This window comes from Nocardia sp. CA-290969 (genome assembly GCF_050936135.1).
Taxonomy (GTDB): Bacteria; Actinomycetota; Actinomycetes; order Mycobacteriales; family Mycobacteriaceae; genus Nocardia.
On record NZ_JBNJNJ010000001.1, the window covers coordinates 3458383 to 3476243 of the forward strand.

The window sequence follows — 17861 nt, forward strand, 5'->3', positions numbered from 1 at the left end:
CGTCCGAGCTCGCCTATCCGAGATCCGTTCCTCGCGTCGGCACTCGCCGAACGCCGTCGCGCGTCCGCGCGCCTTCGCGACTCGAGACCACCCACCTCACCATCGCGAGCACTCACGCAACCCCAACCCACCCCTCAACCGCCATCCACCACTTCCCACACACCATCACCCTCCCCTCTCCTCACGCACTCACCACCACACCACCCCTTCTCCCCCCACTCCACCCCCACCACTCACATTTTCAACAAGCAGACCTCTTGCATTCAGGATTGCAATCAGATAACGACCTGGGGGTTTGTTCGATTTACCGATTTTTGCGTGATTTTCGAACCTTGTCAACTTGCAGGCAAGGGCGCTCACTGAATATATGACCGCGACGATCCACAAGGTTGCGGCAGGCAATGGCTATCTCTATTACCTACGGAATGTTGCCGCGAATGATTCCTCGTCACGCGGGCGGTCGCCGTTGTCTGATTACTATTCCGCGCACGGGGAGTCCGCGGGCCTCTGGCACGGCAAGGGTTTGGGTGCGTTGCGTCTGTCTACAGGGCAGGAAGTCGCCGAGGAGCAGATGAAATCGCTGTTCGGGTTGGGTCGTCACCCGGACGCTGACCTCATCGAGAAAGAGGTCTATGCCGAGCAGATCCGCCTCGGCGCCACCCACCAAGAAGCAACCAAAAAGGCCGAAACAGAATCGCGTTTAGGGAATCCGTTTCGCTTCTATGGTGGTGTTTCCGAGTTCCGGAAACGCTGCCGGAAAGAATTCGAATCCTACAATTCGATGCGCGGAGCAGACCCGCAGGAACCGATTCCCGAGGAAGAACGGGAGTGGATTCGCACCCTGGTGGCCACCGACATGTTCACCGAACAGTACGGTCGGCCCCCACTCAACGATCGGGAACTATCCGGTTGGGTAGCGGTGAACTCGCGGCTGACCACCGCGGTCGCGGGATTCGACATCACCTTTTCTCCGGTCAAAAGCGTGTCGGCACTGTGGGCGCTGGCACCCAGAGCAGTCGCCGAGAAGATCGAGGCCGCGCATCAGGCAGCGGTCGACGACGCGCTCGACTGGCTCGAACAGCACGCGACCTTCACCCGGTTGGGTCGCAACGGGGTGCGGCAGGTCGATGTCGACGGGCTGGTTGCGGCCCGGTTCACCCACCGAGACAGCCGCGCCGGGGATCCGGATCTGCACACGCATGTGCTGATCGCCAATCGGGTCCGCACTGCGGATGGCCGCTGGCGCACCCTCGACGGTGCCGCGGTCTACCGGGTCGTAGTCACGGTGTCGGAGATCTACAACACCCGCCTCGAACACCACCTACAAGACACGGTGGGTGTGGAGTTCGCCGAACGGCCCGGCCGCGACCCCACCAAACGCCCGATCCGCGAAATCGTCGGCATCCCTGTGAAGTTGATTGCGCATTGGTCGCGTCGCGATGCCGCTATCACCGGGCGCTTGGCCGAACTGGCCGCGGCGTTCCAGCGCACGCACGGCCGCGAGCCGATCGCCACGGAAATGTACGGGCTGGCCGACCGCGCCACCTTGGAAACCCGCCCAGGTAAACACGAATCCCAGTCGCGGGCCGAGCAACGCCGCGACTGGCGCACCGAGGCGCTCGCACAGCTGGGCGGGCGGGCGACGCTCGCCGAGATGCTACGTACGGTGTTCAATCCGCTACGCCCGGTACGACCGCCGTTGACGCCCGCGCAGGTGGCTGCGACCGCGCAACGGGTACTCAAGGTGGTTTCCGAACAGCGCTCAACCTGGCAGACCCACCATGTGCGGGCCGAAATCGAACGCCAGCTTCGCGGGAAAATCGCGGGTCGCGACTGGGCACACACCGCCGAAACCGTACTCGCCGAAGCCTTGTCCCCGACGCGGGCGATCGCTGTCGACGACCCCGATATCGCCGATCAGCCGGTGCTCGGGAATCTGCCGGCGGCGTTGCGGCGGCGAGACGGCTACGGTGTGCACACCGTAGCCGGTACCCGCCTTTACACCTCCGCGGATGTGCTAGCGACCGAGAAGGCGTTGATTGCGCTGGCAAATCAGGCCGGCGGGCGCCAGCTGTCGCTGGGCACTGTCGCCAAAGCGGTGCGCGGCTACAACGAGGCGAATCCGGACCGGCCACTGAATGCCGGGCAGGTGGCGGTGATCGAAGGTTTCGCTACCTCGGGGATGCGCGTGCAGACCGCGAACGCCCCGGCAGGGTCGGGAAAAACCACGGCGATGCAAGTGCTGACCGACGCCTGGGGCCGCGACGGCGGCACCGTGCTCGGGCTGGCGCCCACCGCGTCGGCGGCGGCGGTGCTGACCGACTCCATCGGGGCACGGGTGGAAACAGTCGACAAACTCCTCGACGTCCTGTCCCGCCACACCCCTGGGCCGGATAATCCCGTCACCTATCGGCTGCATCCGCCGCCGTTACCGGAGTGGGTGTTGCAGATCGGTGCGGACACGCTGGTGATCATCGACGAGCACGTCAAAGTCGGCAACCTCAAACGCCTGCGGTTGCTGCAGTTCCTCACCGACCAGGGGGCGACGGTGCGCTGTATCGGCGACGACCGCCAACTCCCGGCGATCGGTGCCGGTGGCGCGGACGCCGATATGGCCGCCACCGCACCCGAACACACGCTCACATTGACGCATGTGGTGCGGTTTGCCTCCCGCGCCGAATCCGCCGCGAGTCTGCGACTGCGCGACGGGGATGCGGCCGCGCTCGGCTGGTATCTGGACAACGACCGCATCCACGCCGGGCACACCGGCGCCACCCACGATGACGCCTATACCGCCTGGATCGCCGACCACCGCGCTGGCCGCGACGCCATCATGCTGGCTGGAACCCACGAGGTGGTGGCCGCGCTCAACGCCCGCGCCCGCGCCGACCGCCTCACCCGCGCCGGCACCGATCCGGGCGCGGAATGTGTCCTCGCTGACGGCCTACGCGCCTCAGTCAGCGACGTCATCCGTACGCGCCGCAACAATCCCCGGTTGCGGGTCGGGGAACGCGATTGGGTGCGCAACGGCTACGCCTGGACCGTCACCGCCGTTCATGCCGACGGCAGTCTCAGCGCGACTCACCGCCGCGCGGGCGGGGCGGCGGGGCCTGAGGTGTGGTTGCCGGGCGAGTATGTGCGCGAATCGGTGCGGCTGGGGTATGCGACGACGATCGATTCGGCGCAGGGAATCACCGCCGATACGTGTCATGTCGCGCTCACCGGCAGCGAATCACGACAGCAGCTGTATGTGGCGCTTACCCGGGGCCTGCACGGCAACCATGCCTATGTTCCGACTGCGCTGCAGGGTGCGGAGGGCTCGTTCTTCAGTTACGCCGCGGTGTATCCGCGCACCGCCGTCGAGCATCTACTGGCGATCCTCTCCCGCGACGGTGCACAGAAATCCGCGCACACCATGCTGCGCGATGCCACCGATCCGCTCCGTCGGATCGGTCGCGCTCTCGACATTTACCTCGACACCGTCGGTGTCGACGCCGAGGAAACCCTCGGCACAGCAGGTCTGGCGCGCATCGACGCCGCCGCCGAACGCGTGCACCCGAACCTCACCGATGCCCCCGCCTACCCGGTCCTGCGCCAGCAGTTGGCGGTACTTGCGCTATCGGGAACCGATTCCGTTGATGCCCTGTTGGAGGCTGCGGCCGATCGGGAATTGGACTCCGCGCACGATGTCGCCGCGGTGTTGCACTGGCGCCTGTCTCCCACTACCGGGTCGGTCGAGGCGGGTCCGTTGCCGTGGATCGGCCTGCCGCCCGGGCCGTTCTCCGACTCGTTGGTGGCCGATCATGTACGCGCCAGGTGCCGGATCGTGGCCGATCTTGCACGCCGGATCCGCACCTACGCAGGGGCCTGGACCACCGCAACCGCGCCGACATGGGCGCGGCCATTGTTGCCGACAGCCCCTGAGTTGGTGGCGGATCTGGCGGTGTGGCGGGCCGCGTTGCACGTCGATGAGACCGATCCGCGTACCACTGGGCCGGTGCGTTTCGCCCGCAACGAGCGCGAGCATCAGCAGGTGCTCGATGAGCGGGTCGCCGGTGCGCTCGGCGACATCAGCACGCCATCCCGGCGGTGGGCGCCGCTGGCGGAACAGATCGAACCCCGCCTCACCAGCGACCCGTATTGGCCGGTGGTCGCGGCCAACCTCGACACCGCGTCCCGCGCCGGCATCGATATCGAGTCCTTCCTCACCGCGGCAGCCGCGGCCGGTCCGCTGCCCGACGAGATGCCGGCTGCCGCCCTGTGGTCACGTCTGGATCTGGACACCACCGTCTCCGAGTCCTCAGGTGCTTCCGGTCTGAGCCCGGACTGGAACCACGTTCTCACCGATGTTCTCGGCGAGCAGGTCGCGTCCGCGGTGCGCGCTGATGCCGGATGGCCGCGCCTGATCGCCGCTATCGACCGCGGCACCGGGACCGGTTGGACCGCCTCCGACTTGTTGTCGGCCGCCCACGACCTGCTCACCGCCGCCCGCTCCGGCACCGAACCCGCCTTGCTGGTGCCCGACCTGGTCACCGCTCTCACCTGGCGCATCGAGTTGCTGCTCCGGCCCACCCCCGCCGGTGACACCACCGGCCACTTCTCCGCAGGTGCACGACAGGACGCGTCGCCGCGCGGCCCGCACGCCACAACAAGGACCGGGCCCGGCGCCGATCACCGCTTCCACGACCACGACCCGGACGACCCCGGCCCGACAGAACCGCCACCGGACCACACCGAGACCGGTGTCCCCTTCCCTGATTCCGACGACCACGACGACCTGCAACCGGAGAAGATTATGGTCGACGACCCCCGCCCATCAGACAACACCGCACCGGAACCCGAACACACACGCCCAGCAGAATCGGCCACCGGTCCCGGCCAGGCAGGGCTTCCCGACGAGGTCGGCCGGGTGACCGCACTGTTCGCCTCGGGTGACCTCGCTGCAGCGGCCCACGCACTCGACGACGTCCCCGAACAGCATCGCCGCACCATCCGGAAAGTGGAAGCAACCCTGCGCGCCCGCCCCTTCCCTATCGCCCGCGCCCGCCTGAAATGGGCGGCCGAACAGAACCCGGAACTCCGCGCGGTCATCGAAGCTTGCACTCCCGACACCGACCCCGGGCTCTACCGCCACGACCGCAACAACGACGGCTGGCAACCCCCACGCGACGACCGCCGCTGGATAGACCCGACCAGGAGGGTCCCATCGGACCCGCACCGAACCGGCCCCAGCAGCACCGACCGCTACTTCCAGCACCGGCCCGACCTCACCGAACCCTGGGCCGGCGACCGCATCCCGCCCGCCCAAGAAACCGATGACCGCACGCAGCGGCCCGACGCGGTGGCCGCACGCTGGTCCGGAGACCGCCGCATCGACCGCGAACCCGGAGGACGGCAGGGACCGGACGGCCCGCTCAGCCTGCCGCCGCTGCACGACCCAGCACCGTACGGAAGCGGCGGGGACCACGAGCGAATGCTGCTCGAACCCCTGCGCGACCTACCCTGCGTCGAATGCGGAGTAGAGCGCGCTCTCGCCGACCACAGGCCGCGACCCGACCACACCACCTCCGACACACCCCATGACGACGGGCTCTGCGGTGACTGCCGCGACACCGGCGTCACCGGCATTCCCCCTCATAATCCTGACGAACGCATCACCGCCCGCGCCGCCCACATCGCCGGCACCCGCACACCCACCGAGGCGCTGGCCTTCCTTCGACGTGACTGGGTTCGCCTATCACTCTCAGCCCGATTCACCCTCAGCGACTGGGTCACCCGCCGCGGCCTGGACGCGGCCGAAGATCCCCGAAAGCCGGAAAACCCCGCACCGCGCGCCGCCGAAACACAGCACACACATGCACAGCCCGGTAGCGATATCGAACCGTCGACCCCTGATACGGCCTCCGACAATCCGCTGTTCGCGCTCACCGACACCGAACTCAGCGATCGCATCGACGCGTTGCAGCAGCGTCTCGCACTCACCGACACCGACACCGACGTGTTCAACCCGCCCGCATCCCGGCCCAGCAGTCTCGCCGGCACCGCCGAAGCCCAACGCCGCCACTACACCGCCCAAGACGCGATCCGCGCTGCCCGCACGGCCGGCCAGGACCTCGCCGCTGCCGACCGCGCCGTCCACGCCGCCGGCAGCGCTCTACACGCCGCCCGCACCGAACTCAACAACACCCCCAGCTACAAGCGGGCCGACCGCCGAGCCCTGCGCACCCGCGTCGATACCCTCATCACCGCACAGCGCGACGCCGCCGACGCCCGTGACACTGCCCGCACCGCCGCCCGCACCGCCCACCGCCACGCACTGCATCTGGCCGGACCGCCCGAACGCTGGGACAACGTCCTGACCCAGCCCGCCCCCGCCGCCAATCGAATCCCCCCAACCGCCGGAATCGACAAGGACGCCGACCTCACTCGCGAAATCCGGGACCGCACCCACGACATCGAACACCAACTGACCGAGCTGCACGACGAGCAACAGCGGCGCGCCGCGCTGTCACCCCGCCAGCACGCAGCCGAACAACGGTGGCGGCGGCATCAACCGATCGGCCCTGACGCCACAGACCGCTACGACCCCGAGCCCCGCACCGCGCGCAGCCCCGAAGCCGACCTGGGCTTATGATCCCTTGCTCGCCACCGACACCTGAGACAATTGCCGATGAAAGGCCGACATCGACGATGGTGTAGTGGAGCTGGGCTGCGTGCTCCGACAACCCCGAGAGCTGGCGACCGTGATTGATGCGGCGGGGTCGGACGTGGCAACCTTGCACGGCCCGATGGTGCGCTACCGCAGCGGCAATGAGATCGACAGCGATTCCTGCTGGACTGGTACACGCAGCTGCTCATGTCGGCCGAGGAGACCGACCAGCTCCACTACTCCGAATCTATGTCGGTTGCTGCCAATTCCTGACCGTACAGCTCGGCGAGGGCTCGTTTCCCAACGAAGAACTCGACGATTAATCACAGGAAGCCAGCGAGTTCTGCCTCGTCTTCGACAGTGGGTCGATCGCACCCGAAGTCGCCAACCAGTTCCGCGAGCCGGTCACCGACGCCGTGCTCTGGTCCTGTCCGCCGCGGTGCTCGACCCACTCCATGGCCACGACCTCGGCGTGCGATGGTCGCCGAAGTGATCCACCGCATGCCGCCCGGCCACAACGGCCTCGTACTACTGGACCCCTCCTCCGCTGCCCGAACCCGCCGAACCCATGCAGCACCTCGAAACCCTGGAAAAACTCTCCCGGCATTGGCAAACCAAACTCGGTGTCGTACCGGTCGACCAGCACCCCGGCATTGTCGGTCAGAGCACCGCCTACGTTCACCTGCTCTGAGCCCGAGACGCGCTACGCCGCCCCTACTCGATCACCGTCCCCCTCGAACACCTGGCACACTGCCCGGAACTTCCGCTGTCGCGCTGACTACGGGCTGTCGATGCCCACCTGCAGGCAGGACCGCTCCACCGTTGGCGCGTGTGCTCACCGTGGCCGATGGCGCCCCGAGCCGGGTCCGGCCGAAACTGTTTCAGCGGCGTCACGCCACAGCGATAGCCACGGTCACCCCGACCGGCCACATTCCGCCCTACCATCCTGAAGGGCTCTGCCTACCCATGCGGGTGCGGCAGGAAAATGCGCGTGTGGCCCAGGGGCCGGGCTCATTGCGGCCGGGCCAGCGCGGCGCGGATCTGATCGGCCAGCCCGACAGCTTGCTCATAGGTCCAGGGCACAGCACTGTTGCCGGGAGAGAGGATGTGATGTTGCTGGTCGGAGTAGGGCACCCCGGGCGGCAAGGGCGCGATCTGCCAGTGGATGTGGGAGTCCTGTTGCTGGCTGCCCAGGCTCAGCAAGTACATCCGTTCGGTCGGCACTAGGGGCTGCTGCACGATCAGGTGACAATGGTTAGGCAGCCTGACCGGCTGCTGCTGGGGTTATGATCGCTTCGTATTCGACCGGGGTCAACCGGCCCAGGCGGGCTTGGCGGCGTCGGCGGTGGTAGGTCCGTTCGATCCAGGTCACGATCGCGATCCGTAGTTGTTCGCGGGTATCCCACCGCTGCCGGTCCAGCACGTTGCGTTGCAGGAGGCTGAAGAAGCTTTCCATCGCCGCATTGTCACCGGCCGCGCCGACGCGGCCCATCGACCCGGCCATCCGGTGCCGGTTCAGGGTGTGAACGAAACGCCTGGAACGAAATTGCGACCCGCGGTCGGTATGGACTATGCAGCCGGCGACCTCACCACGGCGGGCGACAGCACTGTTCAACGCGGTGACCGCGAGCCGGGACTTCATCCTCGAGTCGATCGAATAGCCCACGATCCGGTTGGAGAACACATCTTTGATCGCGCAGATATAGAGCTTGCCTTCACCGGTTCGGTGTTCGCTGATATCGGCCAGCCACAACCGATTCCGATCCTTCGCGGTGAACACACGATGGACCAGATCGTCATCGACCGGCGGACCAGGCCGCCCGGATTTCCCGCGTCGGCGTTTGCCGAACCGGCTCCACCAGCGATTGGTCGAGCAGATCCGCCAGGCGGTCCGCTCTGCCATCGACTCACCCGCGACACCGGCCTCGTCGGCGAGGAACCGATACCCGAATTCCGGGTCATCGTGATGGGCGTCGAACAAGGCATTCGACCGATATGCCTCGACGAGTTCGGAGTCGATGATTGGGCTGTTCAACAGCGGTAATAAGGCTGTCGAGCAAGCTGCAGGACCCGGCACGTCACCACGACGGGAATCCCGTCGGCGGCGAGCTCGCTCACGAGCGGGTAGAGCCTTTTCCCGGAAGATGAGCTTGCGACAGATACGCTGCCGCACGGCGCAACACTTCGTTCTCCTGCTCGAGCAGGCGGTTGCGGCGCCGCAATTCGCGCAGTTCAGCGGACTCGCCGCTGCTGGTCCCCGGCTTAGTCCCGTCATCGACGTCGGCTTGACGCATCCATTTCGACAGCGTCACCGGATGCACCCCGAAATCGGCCGCGACCTGGTCCAGCGTCACGCCGTCCTCACGGTTGCGAGCGACCCGGACAACATCGTCGCGGAACTCCTGGGGATAGGGCTTGGGCACAGTGACATCCTTCCAGGCTCGCCTATCGGCAAGCCAGATCGATGTCACCTATCCGTGCAGCAGCCCGGACGGGTGTGGTGCAGCAGTTGATGCATGGCCAGCGAACGCACGATCATCTCCGCAACCCCAAGCTATGCGTAGTCGTCGTCGGACTGACCATCGAGCCAGGCGACTGCGGCAGTGAATCGCACGCATTCCGCCCCGTGGCCGCCGTGCAGCCGACGGACGAAATCCGCCTCCTCGTAGCAGGCGAAGGAAGGCTCCCCCTCGCCGCAGTCGGCGTGCCAGGATCGCCACCGATCACAATCGGCCATCCCCGCACGCGTACGGTACGGAGTCATCGGGTAGCGAATTTCGTCTCGTCCCACCCAGCTCGGTCGCTCCACGCCTGCAGGAAGTCGGGGGCGAACATCGGAGCGTCCGGGAGTTCTGGGATATCGAATGCGGCGGCCAGCAGGATCTGGTTCGCGGCGACGATTAACCGGTTGCATCGCAGTTCGTCGTGTATCTCCTCGGCTAGGTCCGGGGACTGGTTCCGGTGGGCGTTGTACCAGCCGCTGTGCCGGTCGAGGTAGGTGAGTGCCACCACCGCCGCACAGGCTCGGGCCACGGTGCGGGAGCCCGGGTCGGAGGCCTGCTCCGCGGCAATCAGCGCGGCGGTCGCCACGAGCCTGACACCTGTGGTGCGGGCGAGGTCGACCCTGGTCGAGTCGATCCCCAGGGCGGTGCCGTCGGGTTCGTACTTTTCGCCCGCCTGTTCGACGCCAGGGGCGGTGTAGAGGTCGGTGGCCAGGGTCGTCTCGCGGGTGATGATCATGTCGAGCCACCACGGCAACACTGCCGGGGTGCTGGGCAGCTTCAGCGTCGACAGGGCGTGATGGGTACGTCCGGCGGCCTTTTCCAGGACTTGGGTGTCGCCTTCGGCGGTTTTGGAACCGCGAGCGCCGGCGATCCAGTCGGGATAGTAGTTGCAGCGCAGTTGTCCTTGGGCACCCGCACGAGCGCTACACGTGCGCAGGGCTTTCTCGGCGATGGTGGTCAGGATGGGTTTGACCACCGTCATCCACGGGGGCAGCCGGTCCTGGTAGGCGTAGTCGGCGCTCAGGTGGCGGACCAGCCGTCCCAGTACACTGCCCGCGTAGACGTGCGCAGCGGAGGTGACCAGGTCACGTTGCAAAACGTCACTGTGACCGTGAGGCCGCTGCCTGCTGTAGTTGATCAGACCCGCGACTCCCGCGCGGGCCGCAGCGATATTGGCGGTGGCCAGGTCGAGACGGCCACCGACCAGTGGGCTGATGGAGCGATGGCAGCGTTGTCGCAAATCGGGTTCGTCGCAGCGGAACTCGCCCTCGGCGGTGATCGTGGCCCACTCCCCGCCGAGGAAACCTTCCCGCGGCACGAACAGCCGGTCGGCCAGTACCCACCCGTGGTCCATGGCGGCGCCGAGTTTGCTGGACATCTCGCCCACCTCGACACCCTCGGCCAATCCGCCGTCGAGGGTGCGCAGGCGTGACAGGAATAGGAACACACCCTCGTCGCGGCCCTCGACGATCAGGCGGGCGCTGAACACTACGATCTTCGGCACTGTCGTGTCGGCGATATTCGGCGGGCCTTTCACTGCCCCGCGCGTCGGAGTCCACAGCCAGAACCCGTCCGCGTCGCGATTCCAGACCGCCTGCATCTGCTGGTCGGCGCCATTGGTGCCGCCGAGCTCGGTCAGGGCGAGGACACCGACCGCGGCGCCGGTGTCGAGGTCGGCCAGGCACCCCTGTTGGTAGGGGGCGCCGGTGCCGTGGGTCGTTATCGCGCCGATCGAGAGGTCGAAATGCCCGGTCCACACCGTCAGCAGGTGCGGCGCGGCAACCGCGGCCCAGTCGCCCAGCGCACCCCGCAGGTGAGCGTCGGCAGTGATCTCGCGTGCAGGGACACCGACCTCGGACAGCACCCTGTGCAGCAGGTCCGGGGCGATACCGGCCTCCAGTGCATAAGATAGGTGGTCCTGGGGGACGTCGCCGAGTCGGAGGATGATCTCGCGGGCTTTGTGGTGGGTCGCCAGGTGCGGGCCGTAGATCGAGTCGCGTAGTGCGGCCACGGTGGGGTCGTCGCCGTGGTATCCGATGGGGCTGATCTGGTCGAGTGTTGTTGTCATGTCGGGTAGCTCGTTTCGGTGGTGCTCAACCGAGCACATCATTGGGACTGGTGCCGGGCTACGGGCGGACGGACGGCCACAGGACAGGAAGGGGCGATGTCGGCGCGAACACGACGGGCAGGGCGGTGAGCGCGCGGTGGAAGGGGCCGGGGCGCCAGGTGAGGTGCTCACGCGGGACGGCCAGCTGCATATCGGGTATTGCGTCGTAGAGTTGGCCGATCGCCTCGCCGACGATGAGGTCCGAGGATTGGTAGGCCATTTTCGGGCAGTGGTGCCGGCCGGCTCCGCGGCCGAGGTGCCAGCCGTTTCCGCCGCCGTAGTCCCAGTCGCTGTCGGTGTCGCGGCGCAGCTTGGGGTCGTTGTTGGCCGCGGCCATGCTGATCACCACGGGCTGGTTCGCGGGCAGCCATACACCGTCGATGAGCGTCCGGGCTCTGGGGTAGGTGATGCAGTAGTTGGCCATCGGCGGGTCGGTAGTCAGGTTTTCGACCATCGCATCGGTAACCAGCGGGGCGAAACCTTCTTGGTTGGGCCGGTAGCGGGGGTCAGTGAGCATCAACAGGATCGTGTTGGCGGCGTGGTTGCGCGGCACTTCGATGCCCGCGGTCAGCAGCGTCACCAGCTGATGCTGTTTCTCCTCGTTCGACAGGTCGGTAGCGGTGTGCACGAGGTGGGCCGTGACATCGGTATCGGCCGGGAGATGGCGTTTGGAATCCATGAGCGCACCCAGGGCACTGCCCAGCATCGCCTCGACATCGACGGTGGCATCGGTGTCGAACATCGCGACAGTGGCGGTCAGGACCGAATCGACGAGCTCCGGCGGGCAGCCCATGATGTCGGTGGTCAGGACGGAGATGAAGAAAGGGGCGAGGTACTGGCTGATCAGGTCCGCGCTGCCGTCCCCGCAGAAGCTGTTGATCAGCGGGATCGCCGTGCGTTCGGCGGCCGCGCGCACGTAATGCAGGTCGATCACCGCCAACCCGGCGTTGAGTGCTTTGCGGTATCGGCCGTGCACGTCCCCAGTGGTGCGGAGCGGGTTGGGCCGGTATTCCATCATCGGCCGAAGCGGATGCCGGTCCGGCAGCGTTTTCTGCCACGTCCGCGGATCGGCCGGGAACCGGTCATCGTCGTTGAGGATCTGCTTCGCGGTGTCGTAGCCGATCACCAGGGTCGCCGGAACATCCTCGGCCAGCAGCACCGGAACCAGCGATCGGCCACCGGCACGCATCCGCTGGTAGACCGCATGCGGGTTCTGGGCGAACGCGGCGTCGTACATGCGATAGTGCGGCCCCAGGTCTTCGATCGAGGGATACGACTGCGGAGTGGAGACTTGGGGGGCACTGCTGTGCAGCGAGTGAGATTGCACGAGAATTGTCCTTACGAGAGGTTCAGCGGCGGTGCGGGGGTGAACGTCACGGGCAGCGCGGTCAACGCCCGCAGGAATGGGGTCGCAAACCAACTCAGCTGCTCGGCGGGTATCGCCAGCTGCATCACCGGCAGCGCATCGAGGAGTTGTTCGAGCCCGATAGAGGCGATGAGCAGCGCGAGAGCACTCGATGGGCATTGATGTGCCCCCGCACCCCACGCCAGATGCGCACGGTTACCGTGACGTTCGCCGGTGTGAATGGCCGGATCCGCATTCGCCGCCCGAATACCGATAACCACCGGCTGGTGCGCGGACAGCCACACCCCATCCAGCCGCGGCGCGGTCGGATAACGCACGCACCCATTCGCCACCGGAGGGTCGAGGAACAACGTCTCCTCGACCGCTTCGCGAGCCCCGAGCGCCCCGCCCAGGACATCACCGCCGTACCGCTCATCGGTGAGCAACAGCCGCAGCGTATTCACCAGCAGTGAGATGGTCGGCTCAGCCCCGGAGAGGTAGAACTCCGCCAGCTGCCGCACGACCTCGTGGTCGGTCAGGTCGGCTGGATGTTGTATCAGCCGCGTCGCTACATCGTCGGTCGGTGTGGTTCTCTTCTGGCTCAGCACCTCGTGCAGTACCGCGGCGGCGAGGATGTATCCCTGCTCTGCGGCCTGGGCCTCGGTCGCGGTCGTGTGTTCGGTCAGTGCCTGATACAGGTGCGCACTCGCGTCCTCGGGTACCCCGAGGATCTGGCCCAGAACCGCGTACACCAGCGGCACACCGTATTCGGAGCGCAGATCAGCCTGCCCACCTTCACAAAACGCGTTGATCAGCCCGACCGCGGCGAGTTCCACCTGGGCCCGCACCGTGTGCAGGTTCACCCCGCCCAGAACATCGACCACCACGCCCCGGTACCGGGCGTGATCGGCACCGGAACTGCGCGCCGCGGTCGGCCGCCACTCCAGGCCCGGACGCACCGGGCACTCGCCCGACACCTGTTTCCGCCAGGCCCGCGGGTCGGCGGAATATAACTCGTCACGCAGGATGGCCAGCGCCTTGCCGTATCCCGTCACCAGCGTCGCCGGCACCTCGTCGGCCAGCGTGACCGGGACCAACGGCCCGAACTGCTCGCGCATCTGCTGGTAGGAGCGATCCGGATCAGCAGCGAACGCCGCACCCTGTAGCGGCACCGCCCGGCCGTCCGGCGCCATCGGCGAGCCCTGCGCAATCCCCGATCCCCCGGGTAGGGTCTGTGGTGGACGGGCGAGAGACCTGTTCACAACACTCCAAGCCATACATAGAAGTCGAATGCACGTGTCCCCCTGTGGTACACGTGGCGCCGCCGTCGTCGTGAGGGCTGGACTGCTGGGGTTTTCGACGTACCGGCTGAGGCAGATTCAGGCTGGCAGAGCACAAGATTCGCGAACACGAGCCGCTGCCCTAGACTTGTCCTACTCTCGTGTTCGACCGAGTGCCGATGCACAGTCTGAGTGGCGACCGATAAGGGGATGAACGGGGTCGATGGCGTCAGTGGTGGCCCGCTGGACGGGATACGAGGCCCGCGCCTTGCGTGAGGCCACAAGGATGAGCGTTCGCGAGTTCGCTGCTCACCTGGGGGTGAACGATGCAGCGGTCTCCAACTGGGAACGGCGCGGGATCGAAGCCAAGCTACGCTATGAGACTCAGCAGATTCTCGATACCGAACTCGCCCGATCTGAGCCGGACGTAATAGCCAGGTTCGAGTTCATCCTCCAGCCCGAAGCGGAAAACAATCCCGTTGGAACAGGAACGATTCCGAACCAGCCAGTGACCAGCGAGCCTGACCTCGGACTCCGGTCCAGGCGGCGAACGATGGCACTCCTCGATACAGCGACCACGGTCCTCATGGAGGCACCGTATCGAGTCGACGACGCCGCAGTCGCGACGTTTCGCCAATTCCTCACCTCCACGACGAGGGCCTTCGTCATCGCGGGCGGTGTGGGTAGCGGAAAGACCTGTCTCTCTCAACACTTGGTTCGCGAATGCCGGGAAACGGTGAATTTCCAACTTCACCTTTGCCAGACGTGGGTCCTGCCCACAACAGACCTGGCTACCGAAGTCCTGCGATACGCCTCGTTACCGAGCGGCGACGATGCGTTACTCACTCTGGAGCGCGTCGTCGGCGCGCTCGAATCCCCCTGCGTTGTCGTCATCGATGGCATCTCTTCGGCGGAGCACCTTTCCTTCGTCGGTCGCCAAGTCGATGGCATCTTGCGCCAAACAGACTCGCACCACCTTCGGTTTGTCCTCGTCGTCCGGACACCGCCCGACCTCGACCTCTCCCCTTTTCCGATCCTGGCGGCCTCTACATTCGGACACATAAGCGCATCACCGGCGGCTTCGTACACCCTGGCACCGTGGACGATGACCGAGACACGCGAATGGTGGGACCGCACGCGCCGCGAGCGTGAGATACCGTTCTCGCACCTGCCGGGGCCGCTGCAATCCCTGGCATCTATCCCTCTGTATTCGCAGATGCTTCACAGTGCAGGAGAGCCTCTCCAAGAAGGTCTCCCCGATGGTCCGGCGAATGGGTTCCGACTTGTCGACCACTGCGTGCGGACTGTTCTCAGCCGCAACGCCCAACCCATCGAGCCGTCCATCGAGAGCCTCATACAGGTAGCTCGTGCACTGGATCCGAACGCGATTCCGCCGTCTCTGACCACCGCTTACCAGAAAACCGATTACCGCGCCGAGCCTCCGCAGCCGACTCCTCTTTTCGTGGAGCGGGACCCCGACGGAGGTATCCGTTTCGCCCACGATATCTTCCGTGTCTACTTCCTTGCTACCTGGATTTCGGACCGGTTGGCAGAGACCGGGAGATCCGCCGCCACCGTCATCGCATTCAACGAACTGGCTGTTCGCGCGTCGCAGTCCGCCGCGGCGCGCAATGTGTTCGATTTTGTGGTGTGTGCACTCGATTCCCGTGCGCACCACCTCATCGAACTGATCGCATTGGCGCCATCGATCACGATGGACGTAGCGCTGCCGATGTTGCTCGAGACGATGGCGACCAACGGCGTACTGGCAGAAGACGCTATTCGTTCTTCTGCGCACCGCTGTGCCCAGTCGCAGGCACTGATCAAAGCGGTGCTGGCCACACCGGGCCTCCCGGAAATCCTTGGCGATAAGCACGCGCCCTGGGTGGTCGACCAACTACGCACTCACGGCTCACAGATCTGGCCCTCCATCGCCAGACATGTCGAGGAGGTCCTGAACGTAGAGATCAGCACTCGAATCGTCAGCTGCATCGACCTCGACAGCCCTGCGGAAGCGGCGTTCCTCGCCCGCTACTTCGACCTGTTCACCAATGCGGGCCACGACCCATTCGGTCTCCTGCACCGACTCGTGCATGCTCTGGACTGGCGTGTACGCGCGGCCCTCGCCGAATCATTACCGGGACGTGGCACGCTCAGCCCAACACAGGTGAACTCCCTGATCGAGCAACTCGCAGGTGATTACGACTACAAAGTGCGAGCGGGCCTCGCCAGGGCGGTCAGCGCCCTCGACATCGACGCTTCTCGTCGTGTCCTTCGGTTGCTGCTCACCGACAACAACTGGCATGTACGGGAGCAAGCACTCCAGTCGGTCGCCACCGGACGGCAGAACCCGGTGCCTGATCCAGCGGTCACGGGCGAAGTCCTAGCCATCATCTCCGCTGATAAGAGCTGGCTCAGACCCCCGGTACACGTTGCGAAGCTCATTACCCGAATACATTTGCTCAGCGGCACAACCACTCCGGATCCATCGTTTCGGGAAAATTCCGGGCTGATCGGGCTTCTCAAGGAAGTGCGTTCGGGCTGGATCACATTGCCGCCCGAGAGTGAGCAAGTCTTGGTCCGCTGCGGTCAGGAGTCCTCTCACTGGCTGCTTGCACGCGAAGCCGAAGCAGTCCGACGGCGACGTGAGTCCGGGACGCCCAGCATTCAGGAGTGGTACCGACGGCGCCGCGGAAGTCGTTCGCTCCAAGTAGCGCTCGATGTTCATTCGCTCGACCGGGCAGCAGAGATAGCCCGCGTGGCTGTCGAGGCCGGCGTGGACTTCATCGAGGTCGGTGATCCCCTGATCAAACGAGAGGGCGTCGCAGCGATCGAAGCGATCAAGCAGTGCGCGCCGGACACCGCCGTCGTCGCGGAGATGATGTCCGCAGACTGGGGCCGCGACCAGGTCGAACTCGCCGCTGAAGCGGGTGCTGATGTCATCCTCTTGATCGGTCCTGCATCGATGGCCAGCGTTTCTACCGCGGTCGCGGCGGCCCGGCGCCTGGGTGTCGCGCTCACCCTCGATGCCACACCCGAGCACGCTACGCCGGCCTGGCTGCGAGATATGGAACGCGCCGGTATCGATGGCTTCGTAGTCACCACCAATATCGACCTCGGTGTCGGCAGTAACCACCCCCTGCCCACCGCCGCCGCGGCCCGCAGATATAGCCAGCTGCCCGTCGCGGTCTCCGGCGGCTTCAGCCCCGGCGACGACGCGCTGAGCAGTGACGAATGGGATATCGCCATCATCGGCCGCAGCATTGCCGACGCTGTCGCGCCCGCCGATACAGCCGGCCAGCTGGCCACCCTAGCCCGTAAAATCCGCGCCAAGGAGCATCTGTGATCATCACGCCGCTACAGCCAGAACACATCGGCGAAGTCCGCCAGCTCATGCAGCTCGGGGAGCCCTACATCAGCGCGCGCACCCTGTCGGACTACTGGCTGTATGCGACGCTGTTTTCAACCACCTGCCCCGTGGCAGTCGACGAGGGGAACATCGCCGGCGCAGTCATCGCCTTCCGAAGCCAGGACGACCCCGCCGACGTGTACGTCCAGGACGTGATGGTTCATCCGAACTACCGCCGCCGCAACATCGCACGAACGCTTCTCGGTGCCGTGCGATCGCGAGCTGCCGGATGGGGTTGCACGCGGCTGTACTTGACGTCCGAACCCGAAAACCACGCAGCACACTCCAGTTGGATCGCACTGGGGCTCGAGAACCTCGAGGGCGACAAGGAGATCGATGGGATCTCCGTGACTGCCGACTTCAAAGGTCCGGGCCGAGACCGAGCTGTCTACGCCCTTTCCCTGGAATAGGCCTTCCCGCATCCGGACTCGACTTCCGCCTGATCGGCCCCTGGTCACCGGCTGCTCATCCTTGCTCAGCGAGCGCACACCACGGCCAGACTGCAATCCATGACGCGAGCCAGCGTCAGGCAACGCTGCCGCGTAACACCACCGCGCAGGACTACAG

At 66.0% G+C, this 17861-nt stretch carries 7 protein-coding genes and 1 pseudogene; 3 read left to right on the plus strand and 5 right to left on the minus strand.

Annotated elements, in window-relative coordinates; all coding sequences use genetic code 11:
* Positions 1-367 precede the first annotated feature (367 nt).
* Positions 368-6634 (plus strand): MobF family relaxase, encoded by a 6267-nt coding sequence (gene mobF / locus ACQEVO_RS15640; protein ID WP_432913600.1) that lies wholly within the window; start codon positions 368-370, stop codon positions 6632-6634.
* 1026 nt (positions 6635-7660) lie between these two features.
* Here the strand turns inward: mobF and ACQEVO_RS15645 are convergent.
* The 5 genes and pseudogenes from ACQEVO_RS15645 to ACQEVO_RS15665 form a co-directional block, all read right to left on the minus strand.
* Positions 7661-7888 carry a hypothetical protein gene (locus ACQEVO_RS15645; RefSeq protein ID WP_432913602.1) on the minus strand — a complete coding sequence of 76 codons (228 nt, stop codon included), beginning with the start codon at positions 7886-7888 and terminating at the stop codon, positions 7661-7663.
* 16 nt (positions 7889-7904) lie between these two features.
* Positions 7905-9072, minus strand: a pseudogene (locus tag ACQEVO_RS15650) (IS3 family transposase).
* Positions 9073-9409: 337 nt separating this feature from the next.
* Positions 9410-11221, minus strand: a complete 1812-nt coding sequence (locus tag ACQEVO_RS15655; protein WP_432913604.1) for a hypothetical protein — start codon at positions 11219-11221, stop codon at positions 9410-9412.
* A 58-nt stretch (positions 11222-11279) separates the two neighbouring features.
* Entirely contained in the window at positions 11280-12587 is a 1308-nt protein-coding gene (locus ACQEVO_RS15660; protein ID WP_432913606.1) for a cytochrome P450, read from the minus strand.
* A gap of 11 nt (positions 12588-12598) precedes the next feature.
* Positions 12599-13882, minus strand: a complete 1284-nt coding sequence (locus ACQEVO_RS15665; RefSeq protein WP_432913608.1) for a cytochrome P450 — start codon at positions 13880-13882, stop codon at positions 12599-12601.
* Positions 13883-14171: 289 nt separating this feature from the next.
* On the opposite strand from ACQEVO_RS15665, the gene ACQEVO_RS15670 reads away from it, so the two are divergent.
* Both ACQEVO_RS15670 and ACQEVO_RS15675 read left to right on the plus strand, forming a co-directional pair.
* Positions 14172-17231, plus strand: coding sequence for an orotidine 5'-phosphate decarboxylase / HUMPS family protein (locus ACQEVO_RS15670; RefSeq protein WP_432913610.1), 3060 nt, complete (start codon positions 14172-14174; stop codon positions 17229-17231).
* On the plus strand, positions 17228-17704 hold the full coding sequence (locus ACQEVO_RS15675; protein WP_432913612.1) for a GNAT family N-acetyltransferase: 477 nt from the start codon (positions 17228-17230) through the stop codon (positions 17702-17704). Before ACQEVO_RS15670 ends, ACQEVO_RS15675 begins: the two co-directional genes overlap by 4 nt.
* The last annotated feature ends 157 nt before the right edge of the window (positions 17705-17861 follow it).